The organism is Streptomyces longwoodensis (genome assembly GCF_001514125.1).
GTDB classification, from domain to species: Bacteria; Actinomycetota; Actinomycetes; order Streptomycetales; family Streptomycetaceae; genus Streptomyces; species Streptomyces longwoodensis.
On record NZ_KQ948567.1, the window covers coordinates 110,485 to 126,745 of the forward strand.

Annotated in this window: 14 protein-coding genes; 7 read left to right on the plus strand and 7 right to left on the minus strand. The window is 74.9% G+C overall.

Going from position 1 to position 16,261, the window contains the following annotated elements; genetic code table 11:
* Positions 1-64: 64 nt before the first annotated feature.
* The 4 genes from AQJ30_RS35140 (at position 65) to AQJ30_RS35150 (ending at position 3,106) form a co-directional block, all read left to right on the plus strand.
* Positions 65-1,699 carry an FAD-dependent monooxygenase gene (locus tag AQJ30_RS35140; RefSeq protein WP_067241949.1) on the plus strand — a complete coding sequence of 545 codons (1,635 nt, stop codon included), beginning with the start codon at positions 65-67 and terminating at the stop codon, positions 1,697-1,699.
* 239 nt (positions 1,700-1,938) lie between these two features.
* The gene (locus tag AQJ30_RS40005; RefSeq protein ID WP_309544753.1) at positions 1,939-2,010 is read left to right on the plus strand and encodes a putative leader peptide; all 72 of its coding nucleotides are present in this window, start codon (positions 1,939-1,941) and stop codon (positions 2,008-2,010) included.
* 77 nt (positions 2,011-2,087) lie between these two features.
* Positions 2,088-2,660 (plus strand): cupin domain-containing protein, encoded by a 573-nt coding sequence (locus AQJ30_RS35145; RefSeq protein WP_425424180.1) that lies wholly within the window; start codon positions 2,088-2,090, stop codon positions 2,658-2,660.
* The gene (locus AQJ30_RS35150; protein ID WP_425424183.1) at positions 2,651-3,106 is read left to right on the plus strand and encodes a rhodanese-like domain-containing protein; all 456 of its coding nucleotides are present in this window, start codon (positions 2,651-2,653) and stop codon (positions 3,104-3,106) included. The genes AQJ30_RS35145 and AQJ30_RS35150 overlap by 10 nt, the downstream gene beginning before the upstream one ends.
* A 97-nt stretch (positions 3,107-3,203) precedes the next feature.
* On the opposite strand, the gene recX is transcribed toward AQJ30_RS35150, so the two are convergent.
* Both recX and recA read right to left on the minus strand, forming a co-directional pair.
* Entirely contained in the window at positions 3,204-3,896 is a 693-nt protein-coding gene (gene recX, locus AQJ30_RS37585) for a recombination regulator RecX (protein WP_079084521.1), read from the minus strand.
* Between the two features lie 7 nt (positions 3,897-3,903).
* Positions 3,904-5,040, minus strand: a complete 1,137-nt coding sequence (recA, locus tag AQJ30_RS35160; protein WP_067241955.1) for a recombinase RecA — start codon at positions 5,038-5,040, stop codon at positions 3,904-3,906.
* Between the two features lie 339 nt (positions 5,041-5,379).
* Here recA and AQJ30_RS35165 point away from each other — a divergent pair, with 339 nt between their 5' ends.
* Positions 5,380-6,210, plus strand: coding sequence for a hypothetical protein (locus tag AQJ30_RS35165; protein ID WP_245727288.1), 831 nt, complete (start codon positions 5,380-5,382; stop codon positions 6,208-6,210).
* 26 nt (positions 6,211-6,236) lie between these two features.
* Here the strand turns inward: AQJ30_RS35165 and AQJ30_RS35170 are convergent, their stop codons facing one another.
* Positions 6,237-7,613, minus strand: a complete 1,377-nt coding sequence (locus AQJ30_RS35170) for an AI-2E family transporter (protein ID WP_425424181.1) — start codon at positions 7,611-7,613, stop codon at positions 6,237-6,239.
* Positions 7,614-7,673: 60 nt separating this feature from the next.
* Positions 7,674-7,868 (minus strand): DUF3046 domain-containing protein, encoded by a 195-nt coding sequence (locus AQJ30_RS35175; RefSeq protein WP_067241957.1) that lies wholly within the window; start codon positions 7,866-7,868, stop codon positions 7,674-7,676.
* Positions 7,869-7,947: 79 nt separating this feature from the next.
* On the opposite strand from AQJ30_RS35175, the gene AQJ30_RS35180 reads away from it, so the two are divergent.
* A complete protein-coding gene (locus tag AQJ30_RS35180; protein WP_067241958.1) occupies positions 7,948-8,892 on the plus strand; it encodes a hypothetical protein in 945 nt (314 codons plus the stop codon).
* Between the two features lie 170 nt (positions 8,893-9,062).
* Here AQJ30_RS35180 and AQJ30_RS35185 read toward each other — a convergent pair whose 3' ends face one another.
* Genes AQJ30_RS35185 through AQJ30_RS35195 form a run of 3 tightly spaced genes read right to left on the minus strand, consistent with a single transcriptional unit; the run spans position 9,063 to position 11,106 of the window.
* The gene (locus AQJ30_RS35185) at positions 9,063-9,371 is read right to left on the minus strand and encodes an AzlD domain-containing protein (protein ID WP_067241960.1); all 309 of its coding nucleotides are present in this window, start codon (positions 9,369-9,371) and stop codon (positions 9,063-9,065) included.
* A complete protein-coding gene (locus AQJ30_RS35190) occupies positions 9,368-10,201 on the minus strand; it encodes an AzlC family ABC transporter permease (protein WP_067241961.1) in 834 nt (277 codons plus the stop codon). Before AQJ30_RS35190 ends, AQJ30_RS35185 begins: the two co-directional genes overlap by 4 nt.
* Positions 10,165-11,106, minus strand: a complete 942-nt coding sequence (locus tag AQJ30_RS35195; protein WP_079084522.1) for an AraC family transcriptional regulator — start codon at positions 11,104-11,106, stop codon at positions 10,165-10,167. Before AQJ30_RS35195 ends, AQJ30_RS35190 begins: the two co-directional genes overlap by 37 nt.
* 93 nt (positions 11,107-11,199) lie before the next feature.
* On the opposite strand from AQJ30_RS35195, the gene AQJ30_RS35200 reads away from it, so the two are divergent.
* Positions 11,200-16,197 (plus strand): ATP-dependent helicase, encoded by a 4,998-nt coding sequence (locus tag AQJ30_RS35200; RefSeq protein WP_067241963.1) that lies wholly within the window; start codon positions 11,200-11,202, stop codon positions 16,195-16,197.
* Positions 16,198-16,261: the final 64 nt, after the last annotated feature.

Sequence of the window (16,261 nt, forward strand, 5' to 3'; positions counted from 1 at the left end):
CTGCTCCAACCCCTGGTTCAGTTGATTCGTCGAGGGCATCGTCACGGGCGGGGGGCGCGGCACCGTGGACCCGGTGATCATCGTCGGAGCGGGCCCCGTGGGCCTCACCCTCGCCCTGGCACTGGCCCGTCAGGACGTCCCCTCGGTCGTCCTGGACGAGGGTCCCGGCAAGGACGAACCCCGGCTCGCGCGCACCGTCGTCCTCGGCGCGGACACCGCCGCGCTCATGGAGCGGCTGACCGGCGTGCCCCTCGACGCGATCGGGGAACGTTGGGCCGGATGGCGGTCGATGCGGCGCAAGCAGGTGATGCGCGAGATCACGTTCTCCGACACCGGGACCGACACCGCCGACGACACCGGCCCCGCCCCCGTGCATGTCGCCCAGCACGTCCTGACCGGTGCCCTGCGCGCCGCGCTCGCGGAGGAACGACTCGTCAAGATCGCGGTCGACAACCGCCTGGACGCGGTCGAGCAGGAGCCGTCCGGCGTCACCGCCCACACCCGCGGCCCCAGCGGCACCTGGTGGCGCGGCAGTTACCTGGTCGGCTGCGACGGCCCCCGCTCGACGGTCCGCAAGCTCCAGGACATCCGCTTCCCTGGCCGTACGGCGGTCGAGCGACACGCCGTGGCCGCATTGCGCGGGGAACTTCCCTGGGACGGCCACGCGGTGCTCCACCGGATGCCGCCGTGGCGCACGTCCGGACCCTCGGCCGGCGAGGTCACCGCCCGTCCCCTGCCGGACGGCGTCTGGCGCCTGGACTGGCTGCTCCCGCCCGGCAAGGACCTCGTCACGCCCGACCTGCTCGTCGCCCGCGTGCGCGAGACCCTCGCCGGCTGGCACGGCGGTACGACCCCGGCGTACGAGCTGCTCGACACCGGCGTGCACACGGTGCACCACCGCCTGGCCCGGCGCTGGCGCGTCGGACGGGTGTTCCTCGCCGGGGACGCCGCACACCTGCTCGGCGCGTTCGGCACCCAGGGGCTGGCGGAGGGCCTGCGGGACGCCGACAACCTCGCCTGGAAGCTGGCCGCCGCCTGGCACCACGGGGGGCACGAGGCGCTGCTCGACAGCTACCAGACCGAGCGCCGCGCCGCCGTCTCCGCCCGGCTGCGCGCCGCCGACCAGGTGCTGCCGCTGCTGCGCGGCGGCGGGGGCATCAGGGCGTACGTCCCCGGCGCCGCCCGGGGCCACGACGCGCTGCTGACCGACGGCCACCTCGGCCGCGGCCCGCTCGGCGATCCCGGTACGTACGCCGACTCGCCCCTGGCGCCCGGGCCGCTGGAGGGCGAGGTCCCGGTGGACACCGCGCCGGGCGCGCCCGTGGTGGACGTGCGGGTGACGGCCGAGGACGGCTCGTTCGTCCAGCTGCGCGACCGGCTGGGCCGCGGCGCACTGCTCGTCGTGCTCATCGCGCCGGGCACGGGCGTCTGGGAGCGCAAGCACTGGGTGGGCGCCGGGCTGATGCCCCGGCTCGCCGCCGCGGTGACCGCGCTGCCGTACCCGACCGAGCTGCTGGTCGCCGAGAGCTACCCGGGCGCGGCCGCCCACACCGTGCTGCTGGTCCGCCCCGACGGTCACCTGGTCACCGCGCTGAGCGGCGTCCGCCCCGCCGACCTGTACGCCGCGGCGGAGGCCGCCGTCGGCGGTGCCGCGGAACGGGCCGGGACAGAGGCGAGAGCGGGCTCGGCGGCGGGGTGAGGGTCGGTCGGTGAGCCAGGTCGGCGCGATCCGGCCGGCCGCTCACGGGCGGAGGCCTCCGCCCGTGTCCTGGACCGCCGAACGGGTCCGCCGACCCCGCTCACCGGCACGTTCCGCCGTGCCGAACCCGGTGCGCCGGCCCCCGGCCGCACGCACGGTCACCGTACGGTCCGCATAGTGACAGTGAGTTGACCGGTCCGCACCGGCATGGTGTACTCCCGATCGTGACCGACACCTGCGTGCGCCTGTGGCGGAGGGTCCACATGGACCTCGTCCGCTACGCGGGCTGCGTGTGTCGCCCGTCCTGCTGACTTCGCACACCCCCTCTTCCTGCCGCCGGCCCGGCGCTCCGCGCCGCCGTGCGCTCCCGCGAACGCTCTTCAGGACGGTGCACGTGTCTGTCGTTCCCCCTGCCTCCCCGCCCTCCCCGCCCGCCTCGGCCCTGCCTTCCGCCGCCCCGTCCGCCGCGGCGCCCACGCAGGCCGAACTCCTCGACTTCGTCCGGCGCACGGCCGCCGACGCCGAACTGATCTCCTCGCTCCCCCTCGACCCCGAGGGCCGCACCTGGGTGCGCCTCGAAGGGCCCGGCGGCAGCGAGGCCTGGCTGATCGGCTGGCCGCCCGGCAGCGGCACCGGCTGGCACGACCACGCCGACTCGGTCGGCGCCTTCCTCACCGCACAGGGCGAGCTGACGGAGAACTCGCTCGCCGCGCGGCTGCCCACCGACGGCTGGAAGACCCTGGAACTCACCGAGGGCGTCGACCGCTCCCGCCGGCTGCCCGCCGGCCGGGGCCGCGCCTTCGGACACCACCACGTGCACGAGGTGTTCAACGAGTCCACCGAGCACCACGCGATCTCCGTGCACGCCTACTACCCGCCCCTGCCGCAGATCCGGCGCTACAGCCGCAGCGGCGCGGTGCTCAGGCTGGAGCAGGTCGAGCGCCCGGAGGACTGGCAGTGAGCACCCGCGGAGACAGCACGCAGGACACCGCCCCGGACACCGCCTCCCCCGTGGGCGTGGACGAGCTGCTGGAACGAGTGCGCGCCCGCTACGAGCGCGTCGAGGCACCCGACGCCTACGCGGCCGCCCGGGCCGGTGAGGCCCTGCTGGTCGACATCCGGTACGCCGCCCTGCGCGAGCGGGACGGGCTCGTCCCCGGCGCACTGGTCATCGAGCGCAACGAACTGGAGTGGCGTCTCGACCCCCAGGGCAGCCACCGGGTCCCCGAGGCCACCGGCCACGACCTGCGGATCGTCGTGCTCTGCAACGAGGGGTACGCCTCCAGCCTCGCCGTCGCGTCCCTCCACCAGCTGGGCCTGCACCGCGCGACCGACCTGGTCGGCGGCTTCCAGGCGTGGCGGGCGGCGGGGCTCCCGGTGACCGAGGAGCCGACGGCGGATCAGTAGGCGTCCTCGGGCAGTACGGCGAGGAGGTGCTCCTCGGGCAGTGCAGCGACGAGGGTTTCCCTCGGGCAGGGCTCATGTCGGAGCGCCTCCTCCGCGCTCAGTACTGCCCGTCGGCGCCCTCGTCGCCGTCGAGGAACTCCGTGTCCTCGCCCTCTTCCTCCAGGGCCTGGCGGACCACCCGCAGGGCCATGCCCTCGGGGTAGCCCTTGCGGGCCAGCATCCCGGCCAGGCGGCGCAGCCGTTTGTCGCGGTCCAGGCCGCGGGTGGAGCGCAGCTTGCGGGCGACCAGCTCCCGCGCCGTCGCCTCCTCCTGCTCGGAGTCGAGCTGGGAGACGGCCTCGTCGATCAGCGCCGAGTCGACGCCCTTGGTGCGCAGCTCCCGCGCGAGGGCCCGCCGGGCCAGGCCCCGGCCGTGGTGCCGGGACTCCACCCAGGCGTCCGCGAAGGCGCCGTCGTCGATCAGCCCGACCTCCTCGAACCGCGAGAGCACCTCCTCGGCCACCTCGTCCGGGATCTCCCGCTTGTGCAGCGCGTCGGCGAGTTGCTTCCGCGTGCGCGGGGTCCCGGTGAGCAGGCGCAGGCAGATCGCCCGAGCCCGCTCAGCCGGGTCCCCTGAAGACTCCCCCTGCTCGGCCCTCGACGAGGAGGAGGAGCCTTCGTCCGCACCGGGCGGCTGCGCGGAACGGCGTCCGCGACGGCCGCCCCGCCCGCGCGGCCCGCCGTCACGCGTGCCGTCCCCGGGAGTGTCGGGAGGGGTGAGCTCGTCGACCCAGTCCGTTCGTCGTGTCACGGGTCGGTCAGCTCTTGGCAGCGGCGGCCTTGGTCTTGGCCGTCTTGGCGGCGGCCGGGGCGGCCACGGCCTTGCCCGCCTCGTCCGCGGGCGCGCCGGACGCGGTGACCGCGGCGTCGGCACCCGCCTCGGGGGTGGGCTCCGCCGGACGCACACCGACGCCCAGCTTCTCCTTGATCTTCCTCTCGATCTCGTTGGCGAGGTCGGGGTTGTCCTTGAGGAAGTTGCGGGCGTTCTCCTTGCCCTGGCCCAACTGGTCGCCCTCGTACGTGTACCAGGCGCCGGCCTTGCGGACGAAGCCGTGCTCCACGCCCATGTCGATCAGGCCGCCCTCGCGGCTGATGCCCTGGCCGTAGAGGATGTCGAACTCGGCCTGCTTGAAGGGCGGGGCCACCTTGTTCTTGACGACCTTGCAGCGGGTGCGGTTGCCGACCGCCTCCGTGCCGTCCTTCAGGGTCTCGATGCGGCGGATGTCGATGCGCACCGAGGCGTAGAACTTCAGCGCACGGCCACCGGTCGTGGTCTCGGGCGAGCCGAACATCACGCCGATCTTCTCGCGGAGCTGGTTGATGAAGATCGCCGTGGTCTTGGACTGGTTCAGCGCGCTGGTGATCTTCCGCAGCGCCTGGCTCATCAGACGGGCCTGCAGACCGACGTGGCTGTCGCCCATCTCGCCCTCGATCTCCGCGCGCGGCACGAGCGCGGCGACGGAGTCGATGACGATGAGGTCGAGCGCGCCGGAGCGGACCAGCATGTCCACGATCTCCAGCGCCTGCTCGCCGTTGTCCGGCTGGGAGAGGATCAGGTTGTCGATGTCGACACCGAGCTTGCGCGCGTACTCGGGGTCGAGGGCGTGCTCCGCGTCCACGAAGGCGACCTGGCCGCCGGCCTTCTGCGCGTTGGCCACGGCGTGCAGGGTCAGCGTGGTCTTGCCGGAGGACTCGGGTCCGTAGATCTCCACGACGCGGCCGCGCGGCAGGCCGCCGACGCCGAGGGCCACGTCGAGGGCGGTCGAGCCGGTCGGGATGACCTCGATGGGCTCGTTCGTCCGATCGCCCATGCGCATGACCGCGCCCTTGCCGAATTGCCGTTCAATCTGTGCGAGAGCGGCATCCAGGGCCTTCTCGCGGTCGGTTCCTGCCATGGGTTCCACCCGATTTGCTTGAGTCGATCGCTTCACGTCAAAGACGCTAACGCCTGCCACTGACAATGCGCCCCGACGCCGGTCCGGCCTGTGGATAACTCGGGTGCATCCCGCCCCCAATCGGGACGTACCACCGCTCGTCGGCCGGGCCGGAGCCTCTATAAGAATAGATGTTCGATTTTCGTGTCAAGCGCACCACGCGGCACAGGAGTCCCCGAACGCGAGGGGTACGAACCCCCGCTGCTGAGGGGTACTGGACCTCCGCTGCTCCCCCCGGCGTACGCCCACTGCCTCCAGCCGGACGACGACGGGGCGCGGCCGGACCGCGAAGCTCGGTCCATGGCCGACACGCACGCTCCGACCCCGCGCTTCCGCCCCGCCGCCGGAACCCGCGGCCTTGGACCCGGCAGCGCCCCGGCTCCCGCCCGGTTCCCGGTCCGCCGTATCGACGCCCTGTGCCTGACCGTCGGGCTGGTGCTGGTCGGTTCCGGTCTGGCGCACCTGCTCGTGTTCGCCGTCGACGGAGGTCCGTGGACCGGCCCCGTCTCCTGGCGCAAGCCGGTCACCTTCGGCCTCTCCTTCGGGGTGACGCTCGTGGCGACCGCCTGGGTCACGTCGTACCTGCGCGTCGGACCACGGTTGCGCGCCGCGCTGCTCGGTGTGTTCGCCGCCGACTGCGTCGTGGAGGTCGGCGGCATCACCCTCCAGGCGTGGCGCGGGGTGCCCTCGCACCTCGACATGGAGACGCCCCTCGACACGACGGTGTCCCTGACCCTGGCGGTGGGCGGCGCGGTGCTGGTGGCGCTCCTCGGCGTCTTCGCGGTCGCCTCGTTCCGGCACCGGCCCACGGGTCCCGTCGGCATGCCCCTCGCGGTGCGGTCGGGGTTCGCGGTGCTGCTCGTGGGCCTGGCCTCCGGCGCGGTGATGATCGCGCGGGGGGTGGTGCTCACCCGCACCGGTCACCAGGAGGCGGCGTACCACTCGACGGCGCCGCTCAAGCCCCTGCACGCGGTGAGCCTGCACGCCGTCCTGGTGCTGCCGGCGCTGGCCCTGCTGCTGTCCCGCACGTCGTGGAGCGAGCGGACGCGGTGGCGTGCCGTGGCGCTGGCGACCGGCTGCTACGGGGCGGCCGTGGTCGGCGCGGGGGTGTGGGCGGCGCTCACGTGGTGACGGCGCGGATGTCGGTAAGCCGCTCCTCAGCCCGGTCCCCGGCCCGGCCCGGAGCCGCTGTCCGTACCCGTGTCCCTGCCTGTGTCCCTGTCCGTGTCCCTGCCCGGATCCGCATGCGCGTTCCGGTCCGTGTCCGGCCCGGGCTCCGCGTCCCTCCCCGCCGGCGGTACGGCCGGCGCCCCCGTCCGCATCCTCGTCCAGAGGCGTCGGGCGCGCGTGGCGGCGCCCGGTCCCTCCGCGCGGATCCGGTGGCCCTGCACCCGGGGGTCGTCGGCGACGGCGTACCGCTTCACGTACGCCCCGAGGAACGCCTGGAGCGTGGCGACCGCCGGGATGGCGATCAGCGCGCCGACCGCGCCGAGCAGCGCGGTGCCCGCGACGACGGAGCCGAAGGCGACGGCCGGGTGGATGTCCACCGTCTTGGCCGTCAGCTTCGGCTGGAGCATGTAGTTCTCGAACTGCTGGTAGACCACGACGAAGATCAGCACCCACAGCGCGTACCAGGGATTGACCGTGAAGGCGATCAGCATGGGCAGCGCGCCCGCGAGGTAGGTGCCGATGGTCGGGATGAACTGGGAGACCACGCCCACCCACACACCGAGCACGGGCGCGTACGGGATGCCGAGGGCCTGGAACAGTATGTAGTGGGCGACCCCGGAGACCAGCGCCATCAGTCCGCGCGAATACAGGTACCCGCCGGTCTTGTCGACGGCGATCTCCCAGGCGCGCAGCACCTCGGCCTGCCGGGCCGGCGGCAGCACGGAGCACAGGGCGCGCCGCAGCCGCGGGCCGTCGGCGGCGAAGTAGAAGGCGAACAGCGCGATCGTCAGCAGTTGGAAGAGCCCGCCGAGGACCTGGGTCGAGACGTCCAGCACGCCCGCCGCGCTGTTCTGCGCGTACTTCTTGAGCCACTGGGAGTGCAGCAGCCCTTCCTGGATGTCGACGCGCCGGAGGTGGGTGTGGAACGAGTCGTTGACCCAGCTGATGACCGAGTCGAGGTAGTCGGGGAAGCCCTCGACCAGCTTGATGATCTGCCCGGCGAGCATCGATCCGAGCAGGGTGAAGAACCCGGCGAGGACGACGAAGAGGCCGAAGAAGACGATGAAGGTGGCGAGTCCCCTGCGCATGCCGTAGGAGGCCATCCGGCTGACCGCGGGTTCGACCGCGAGCGCCAGGAAGAACGCGATGAGGATGTTGATCAGCAGACCGAGGACCTGGTGGAAGGCCCAGGTGCCGAGCTGGAACAACGCGATGAGGGCGAGCGCGAGGACCATCGCGCGCGGGAGCCAGCGGGGCATGCGCGCGCCCGGCGCGGCGGCGCCGTCGGCCGGTCCGGCCGGGGGCGTCTCCCCGGGCGCGGAGGGGTGCCGGGCGATCTGGCCGGACTCGTCAGTGGGTGCCACGGACCAAGTCTCGCCCACGCCACCGACAATCGAGCGCCCCCCTGCGATCTTCGTTACCGATCAGCGCTTCTCCAGGGGCACGTTCATCACGTCGCAGACCACGCGCCACACGTCCTTCGCGTCCCAGCCGGCCGCCAGCGCCTCCTGCACCGTGCGTCCGCCGAGCTCCGACATCACGTGGTCGCGCGCGAAGGTCTCGGCGTACCCGGCACCGAAGTGCTCCGCCATCCGCTCCCAGAAAACCGTCAACCGCATGATCCCAGTATCCCGCCCGCGAGGGTGGCCCCGGTCGGTGCGGCCTGCGGGGACCGCTTTCCGCCCTACGGTCTGACGCATGGCCGACACCGGAGCAGCCCCACTCCCCCAGACGCCCCCGGCGCAGTCCCCGCTCTTCCGCGCCGAGCAGTTCGTCTGGCTCACCGCACGCGTGCTGGAACAGCGCCTCTTCACCCACCGCTTCCTGAACGGTGCCGCCGACCCCGTGGAGACCGCGCTGGAGGCCTACCGCACCGAGGACGGCGGCTACGGCCACGCGCTGGAGCCCGACCTGCGCGGCCCCGTCAGCCAGCCCCTGCACACCGCCCACGCCCTGCGCGTCCTGGACGCCATCGGCCGGTGCGGCGGACAGCGCGTGGAGCGCGTGTGCCGGTACCTGACGTCGGTCTCCACGGCCGACGGCGCCCTGCCGGCGATCCATCCGAGCCAGCGCGGCTACCCGGCGGCGCCCTTCGTCCCGGTCGTCGACGACCCGCCGGGCGAGCTCCTGGCCACCGGGCCCGTGGTGGGGGTGCTGCACCGCAACGAGGTGTGGCACGCCTGGCTGTTCCGGGCGACCGACTTCTGCTGGCGGGCGGTGGAGTCGCTGGAGAGGTCCCACCCGTACGAGGTGGAGGCCGCCGTGGCCTTCCTCGACTCCGCGCCCGACCGTCCCCGCGCCGAGGCGGCCGCCGAGCGGCTGGGCCGCCTGGTGCGCGAGCAGCGGCTCGTCGCGCTCGATCCGGACGACCTGGGGGCGTACCCGGTCGCGCCGGGCTACGCCCCCGGCGAGCACCACTTCCCGCACGACTTCGCGCGGACCCCGCACTCGCTCGCGCGCGCGTGGTTCAGCGACGGTGAAACGGCCCGCTCGCTGGACCACCTCGCCGCTGAGCAACAGGAGGACGGCGGCTGGCCGATCCGCTGGCGCACCTGGGCCGCCGCGCCCGCCCTGGAGTCCCGCGCGCTGGTCACCATCGAGGCGCTGACCACGCTCAGGGCGCATGGAAGGGCGATCGGCTGACGGGAGCGCGGCACCGCGGCGCCGGCCGTCGCCCCGACGTCCCGCGCGTGCCGCCACTCCCCGGTAGTCGCCCCCGACACCGTGCGCGTGCCACCACTCCCGACGTCGCCCCGGCGCCACGCGCGCGACCACCATCGGCCGTCGCGCCTCGCGCGCGTACGTCTCTGCGCTCAGCCCCCCAGCGCCCGCACCCCCGCCGTCACCACCACGGCCGCCGCGACGACCAGCAGGAACGGTGCCCGCAGCACCACGGCCACGGCGGCCGCGGCGAGCCCGGCGGCACGGGCGTCGAGCACCAGCGTGTGGCCGTCGGCGAAGGTCTGCTGGGCCGTGAGGGCGGCCAGGAGGGCGACGGGCAGCAGGGCGGCGAGCCTGCGGACGAGCGGCCGTTCCAGGACTCCGGCGGGCACCAGGAGCCCGGCCAGCTTGACGACGTAGCAGCCGAGCGCGGTCGCGCCGATGGCGATCCAGGTGTTCACCGGTGGTCCCCGTCCTCGTCGTCGTGTGCCTGCGCGGCCTCCGCGCGAGGCTCTCCCTGCCGGTCCACGGCGCCGCCCGCGGGCCGGCGCTCCCGTGTCGCACCGTCCCGGCCCCGGCGCACGCCCTGTGCCCACAGCACCGCCGGTGCCGCCAGGGCCGCGACCAGCACGGGCACGCCCGCCGGGAGGACGGGCAGCAGACCGAGGCCGAGCAGGACGGCGCAGCCGGCCACCGTGCGCTCGGTGCCGGACTTCAGCATGGGCGCGAGCAGCGCCAGGAAGACCGCCGGGCCCGCCGCGTCGAGCCCCCACGCGTCCGTGTCGCCGATGGCCTCCGCGCCCAGGGCGCCCAGCAGGGTGGTGAGGTTCCACAGCACGTAGAGGCTGAGCCCGGTCACGGCGAAGCCGAGCCGCACGCCCCGCCGGTCGGTCTGCGCCAGCGCCACGGCCGTCGTCTCGTCGATGACCCACTGCGCGGCGAACGGGCGCAGGAAGCGCGGGAGGGCCAGCAGCTGGGACAGGCGCAGCCCGTAGAACGCGTTGCGCACGCCCAGGAAGAAGGCGCCCGCGGCCGCCGTGAGCGGGTTGCCGCCCGCCGCGAGCGCCCCCACGAGGGCGAACTGGGAGGCGCCGGTGAACACCAGCAGGCTCAGCGCGCAGGTCTGCCACACCGAGAGTCCGCTGCCCGCCGAGGTCACCCCGAAGGCGAACCCCGACAGTCCCACGGCGATCCCCACCCCCAGGGCGTCCCGTACGACGGCCCGGTCCGGCCGTCGCGCGCCGTCGGGTCCCGTCACGTCCGTGTCCGCGAATGCTGTTCGTTCTCCCACGCGTCCGACGGTAGGAGCAGCCGGGCCGCGGTGTCTTGTACGTTCTTGCGCCCGCCGCCGTCCCGGTCCTCCGGCTCGCCCCGGCCCGAGCGCTCCCGCCGGTACGCGCCCGGCGGTACGCCCACGATGCGGGTGAAGTGGCGGTTGAGGTGGGGCTGGTCGGTGAACCCGACGGCCAGGGCCGCCTCGGCCGGGGCGGTGCCGGCGTCCAGCAGCCGCCGGGCCCGCCGCACCCGCGCGTCCGTGAGCCACGCGTGCGGCGGCATGCCGTAGGCGTCCCGGAAGGCACGCAGCAGGGCGAACGGACTGGTGCCCAGTTCGGCGGCCAGCTTCTCGAGGGTCGGCGGCTCCGCCAGCCGCTCCTCCAGCACGGCCCGCGCGCGTGCCGCGAGGCGGGCACCGGCGGTGCGCACCGGCCGGGCCGGCGGGGAGCCGCCGTTCAGGCGCAGCAGGCGGGTCACGGCCACCCGCAGCAGCGTGTCGGCGGCCAGCGCGTTGCCCTCGTCGGCGGCCCGGAGCACCTGGTGCACGAGCGCGCCCGCGTAGGGGTCGTCGAGCACCGGGCTGACGAACGCGGGCGTGCCCCGCAGCGTGGTCGTCTCGGCCGCTATCGCCGCGACCACCTCGGGCGACGGGTACACCGCCGCGTACCGCCACCCCTCGGGCACCCCGGCCCGCCCGGTGTGCGGGGTGTCCGGGTTGACCAGCGCGAGGGCGCCGGGCCCGGCGTACTGCTCCGCGCCGCCGTGGTGGAAGACCTCGACGCCGTCGGCGATGGCGGCGATCACGAACTCCTCGTGGGTGTGCCGCGCGAACGCCTTGCGGACGTACCGTGCGCGCAGCAGGTCGACGCCGGGCAGCTCCTCGTACTGCCAGTGCCGCGCCCGCTCGCCCGAACCTGCCATGCCCCCATTCTCCGTCCCGCCGTCCGGCGTCCCGAGGCCGCGCCGTCCACGCAGCTCAGGGCCATTGTCAGTGGCCGGGTGCAGGATGGACGCATGGTCAGCTCCGCACACCGGGCCCTCGACGGCTTCTCCCCCGCGACCCGCGGCTGGTTCACGGGGGCGTTCTCCGCGCCCACCGCGGCCCAGGCGGGCGCGTGGCGGGCCATCGGCGAGGGCTCGGACGTGCTGGTGGTGGCCCCGACGGGCTCCGGCAAGACCCTGGCGGCCTTCCTCGCCGCGCTGGACCAGCTCGCCTCGACGCCCCCGCCGGCCGACCCGAAGAAGCGCTGCCGCGTGCTGTACGTGTCGCCGCTGAAGGCCCTCGCGGTGGACGTGGAGCGCAACCTCCGCAGCCCCCTGACCGGCATCCGCCAGGAGTCGGTGCGCCTCGGCCTGCCCGAGCCCGAGGTGAAGGTGGGCATCCGCTCCGGCGACACCCCGCCCGCGGAGCGCCGCGCGCTGTCCACGCGCCCGCCGGACATCCTGATCACCACGCCGGAGTCGCTGTTCCTGATGCTGACGTCGGCCACGCGCGACGCGCTGACCGGCGTGGAGACGGTGATCCTGGACGAGGTGCACGCGGTCGCGGGCACCAAGCGCGGGGCGCACCTGGCGCTGTCCCTGGAGCGGCTGGACGAGCTGCTGCCGAAGCCGGCCCGCCGGATCGGCCTGTCGGCGACGGTCCGCCCGGTCGACGAGGTGGCCCGGTACCTCTCGCCGCGCCGCAAGGTGGAGATCGTCCAGCCGGACTCCGGCAAGGAGTTCGACCTGTCGGTCGTCGTGCCGGTGGAAGACCTGGCCGAGCTGGGGGGCTCGCCGGTCGCCGACGGCTCGGAGGGTGCCGAGCGCCCCTCGATCTGGCCGCACGTCGAGGAGCGGATCACCGACCTGGTCCAGGCCCACCGCTCCACGATCGTCTTCGCGAACTCGCGGCGCCTGGCGGAGCGCCTGTGCAACCGGCTGAACGAGATCGCCTACGAGCGCGCCACCGGCGAGCCCCTGGACGAGCACCACTCCCCGGCCGAGCTGATGGGCGGCTCGGGCGCAGCCCAGGGCGCCCCGCCGGTCATCGCGCGCGCCCACCACGGGTCGGTCTCCAAGGAGCAGCGGGCCCTGGTCGAGGAGGACCTGAAGGCCGGCCGCCTGCCCGCCGTGGTCGCCACGTCCAGCCTGGAGCTGGGCATCGACATGGGCGCCGTCGACCTCGTCGTGCAGGTCGAGTCCCCGCCGTCGGTCGCCTCCGGCCTCCAGCGCGTGGGCCGCGCCGGCCACCAGGTGGGCGCCGTCTCCACGGGCGTGGTCTTCCCGAAGTACCGGGGCGACCTGGTCCAGGCGGCCGTGGTGACCGAGCGGATGCGCCAGGGCGCGATCGAGTCCCTGCGCGTCCCCGCCAACCCGCTGGACGTGCTGGCCCAGCAGCTGGTCGCGATGACCTCGATGGACACCTGGCAGGTGGACGACCTGCTCGCCATGGTCCGCCGGGCCGCGCCGTTCGCCTCGCTGCCGGAGTCGGCGTTCACGGCGACCCTCGACATGCTCGCCGGCCGCTATCCGTCGGACGCGTTCGCCGAGCTGCGCCCGCGCGTGGTGTGGGACCGGGTCACCGGCACGGTGACCGGCCGCCCCGGCGCCCAGCGCCTCGCCGTGACCTCGGGCGGCACGATCCCCGACCGCGGCCTGTTCGGCGTGTTCCTCGCGGGCTCGGACCCGAAGAAGGGCGGCGGCCGGGTCGGCGAGCTGGACGAGGAGATGGTCTACGAGTCGCGCGTGGGCGACGTCTTCACCCTCGGCACGAGCTCCTGGCGCATCGAGGACATCACCCGCGACCGGGTGCTGGTCTCCCCCGCGCCCGGGGTGCCGGGACGGCTGCCCTTCTGGAAGGGCGACCAGCTGGGCCGCCCGCTGGAACTGGGCCGCGCGGTGGGCGCGTTCCTGCGCGAGGTGGGCTCGCTGTCCAAGGAGGACGCCCGGCTGCGCCTGCTCACCGCGGGCCTGGACGCGTGGGCCGTGGACAACGTGCTGACCTACCTGGACGAACAGCGCGAGGCCTGCGGTCACGTCCCCGACGACCGCACCATCGTGGTGGAGCGCTTCCGCGACGAGCTGGGCGACTGGCGCGTCGTCGTGCACTCCCCCTTCGGCGCGCAGGTCCACGCCCCCTGGGCCCTCGCCCTGAACGCCCGCCTCGCCGAGCGGTACGGCATGGACGCCCAGGTCATGCACGCCGACGACGGCATCGTGCTGCGCCTGCCCGACGCCGACCTGATGGGCCTGGACCTGCTCGACCAGGAGCCGAGGACGGCCGGCACGGAGTACGACGCCGACCAGGCCCCGGTCGGCGCGGCCGACGTCGTCTTCGACAAGGGCGAGGTCGACCAGGTCGTCACCGACCAGGTCGGCGGCTCGGCCCTGTTCGCCTCCCGCTTCCGCGAGTGCGCCGCCCGCGCGCTGCTGCTGCCGCGCCGCAACCCCGGCCGGCGCACCCCGCTGTGGCAGCAGCGCCAGCGCGCCGCGCAACTGCTGGAGGTGGCCAGCGAGTTCGGCTCGTTCCCGATCGTCCTGGAGGCCGTCCGCGAGTGCCTGCAGGACGTGTTCGACGTCCCCGGGCTCGTGGAGCTGATGGGCGACCTGGAGTCCCGCAGGGTCCGCCTGGTCGAGGTCACCACGCCCGAGCCGTCCCCCTTCGCGCGCTCCCTCCTCTTCGGCTACGTCGCCCAGTTCCTGTACGAGGGCGACTCCCCGCTCGCCGAACGCCGTGCCGCCGCGCTGTCCCTGGACTCCCGGCTGCTCGCCGAACTGCTCGGCCAGGCGGAGCTGCGCGAGCTGCTCGACGCGGAGGTGCTGGCCGAGCTGGAGCAGGAGCTGCAGTGGCTCACCGAGGACCGCCGCATCAAGGACGCCGAGGGCGTCGCGGACCTCCTGCGCCTCCTCGGCCCGCTCACCGACGCGGAGCTGGCCGAGCGCGGCGCCGAGCCGCACTGGGCGCCCGAGCTGGCCGCCGCCCGCCGCGCCATCAAGGTCCGCGTCGCCGGCACCGACCACTGGGCCGCGATCGAGGACGCGGGCCGCCTGCGCGACGCCCTGGGCACCGCGCTGCCGGTCGGCGTCCCCGAGGCGTTCACCGAGCCGGTGAAGGACCCGCTGGGCGACCTCCTCGCGCGCTATGCCCGCACCCACGGCCCGTTCACCTCGGCGACGGCAGCCGCCCGCTTCGGCCTGGGCGTGGCGGTCACGGAGGGCGCCCTCCAGCGGCTGGCCGCGAGCGGCCGGGTCGTCCAGGGCGAGTTCCACCCGGCCGGGATCGGCCAGGAGTGGTGCGACGCGACCGTCCTGCGCCGACTGCGCCGCCGCTCGCTGGCCGCGCTGCGGCACGAGCTGGAGCCGGTGCCGCCGGCCGCGCTCGCCCAGTTCCTCCCCCAGTGGCAGCACATCGGCACGGGCCACGCGCTGCGCGGGGTCGACGGACTGGTGCGCGCCATCGAGCAGTTGCAGGGCGCGTCGGTCCCGGCGTCCGCCCTGGAGAGGCTCGTGCTGCCCTCCCGCGTGACCGACTACACCCCCGCGATGCTCGACGAACTCACCGCCGCGGGCGAGGTCGTCTGGGCGGGCGCGGGGTCCCTGCCCGGCAAGGACGGCTGGATCTCCCTGTACCTGGCCGACGCCGCCCCGCTGCTCCTGCCCGCGCCGCACCCCCTGGAGCTGACCGCCCTGCACCAGTCGGTGCTCGACGCCCTCTCCGGCGGCTACGGCCTGTTCTTCCGCCAGATCGCCGACCAGGTCCGCGCCACCACGCACCCGGACGCCACAGACCCGCACCTCGCGGACGCCCTGTGGGAGCTGGCCTGGTCGGGCCGCCTCACCAACGACACCCTCGCGCCGATGCGCTCCCTGCTGGGCTCCGGCCGCACCGCGGGCTCCACGGCCCACCGCGCCAAGCGCGCGGTCCCACGCGGCCGCTACGGCTCGCTGACGGCCGCCGCCCGCTCCGCGTCCCGGGGCGGTCCCCCGACGGTCGCGGGCCGCTGGTCGCTGCTGCCGGCCCACGAGACCGACCCCACGGTCCGGGCCCACGCCCTGGCCCGTTCGCTCCTCGACCGGCACGGCGTGGTGACACGGGGCGCGGTCGCCGCCGAGGGCGTCGAGGGCGGCTTCTCGGCGACGTACCGGGTCCTGTCGGCCTTCGAGGACAGCGGCCAGGCCCGCCGCGGCTACGTGGTGGAGGGGCTCGGCGCCGCCCAGTTCGCGATGGACGGCGCGGTGGACCGCCTGCGCGCCGTGGCCAACGCGCGCGACCGCGGAGACGGCCGGATGGACCCGACGGTCTTCGGCGGCGTCCCGGTCCCCGACGGCGGGGCGCCCGCCGGTGCCACCGGCTTCGACGCGCCCGCCCCGTACACCGCGCTGCCCGACTTCGCCGACGCCCCGGACGCGGACTTCCCGGACTTCGCGACCACCCCCAGCGAGTGGATCTCCCCGCGCGACCTGTCCGACCTGTCCGACCCGGGCGCCGGCGGCCCGCGCGGCGGCTCGCCGAACCCGTACGCCGCCGGCCCCCGGAGCCGGGACGGCCAGAACCCCTACGGGCCGGGCTCCTCCGGCGAGGGGTCGTACGGCCGGCGCTTCGCGGATCGGGGCGGCCGCCGGGCCACCCCCGCCTCACGCGCGGTCGTCCTGGCCGCCGCCGACCCGGCCAACGCCTACGGCGCCGCCCTCGGCTGGCCGGAGCCACCGACGGGCGCCGGACACAAGCCGGGCCGCAAGGCCGGTTCCCTGGTGGTGCTGGTCGACGGCGAGCTGACGCTCTACATGGAGCGCGGCGGCAAGACCCTGCTCGCCTGGCCCACCTCCCCGGACGAGGACACGGACCCCGGCGACGACGCGCGTCTGCGCATCGCGGCGGAAGCCCTCGCCACGGCGGCCCGCGCGGGCGCCCTGGGCACGGTCACCGTGGAACGCGTCAACGGCGCGGCGGCCCTGACCTCCCCCCTCGGCACGCTGCTGGAAGCGGCGGGCTTCATCGCCACCCCCAGGGGGCTGCGCCTGCGTGCCTGACGCCCTCCACGACCCTGCGGCCGCCTCCGCGGGCCCTCCCCGGACCGGGCAGGTTTCGATCGCC

Bases quoted from the DNA above. Each gene is read 5' to 3' on its own strand.
- recA (WP_067241955.1), bottom strand. From the start codon at position 5,040: ATGGCAGGAACCGACCGCGAGAAGGCCCTGGATGCCGCTCTCGCACAG.
- AQJ30_RS35165 (WP_245727288.1), top strand. From the start codon at position 5,380: ATGGCCGACACGCACGCTCCGACCCCGCGCTTCCGCCCCGCCGCCGGA.
- AQJ30_RS35175 (WP_067241957.1), bottom strand. From the start codon at position 7,868: ATGCGGTTGACGGTTTTCTGGGAGCGGATGGCGGAGCACTTCGGTGCC.
- AQJ30_RS35180 (WP_067241958.1), top strand. From the start codon at position 7,948: ATGGCCGACACCGGAGCAGCCCCACTCCCCCAGACGCCCCCGGCGCAG.
- AQJ30_RS35195 (WP_079084522.1), bottom strand. From the start codon at position 11,106: ATGGCAGGTTCGGGCGAGCGGGCGCGGCACTGGCAGTACGAGGAGCTG.
- AQJ30_RS35200 (WP_067241963.1), top strand. From the start codon at position 11,200: ATGGTCAGCTCCGCACACCGGGCCCTCGACGGCTTCTCCCCCGCGACC.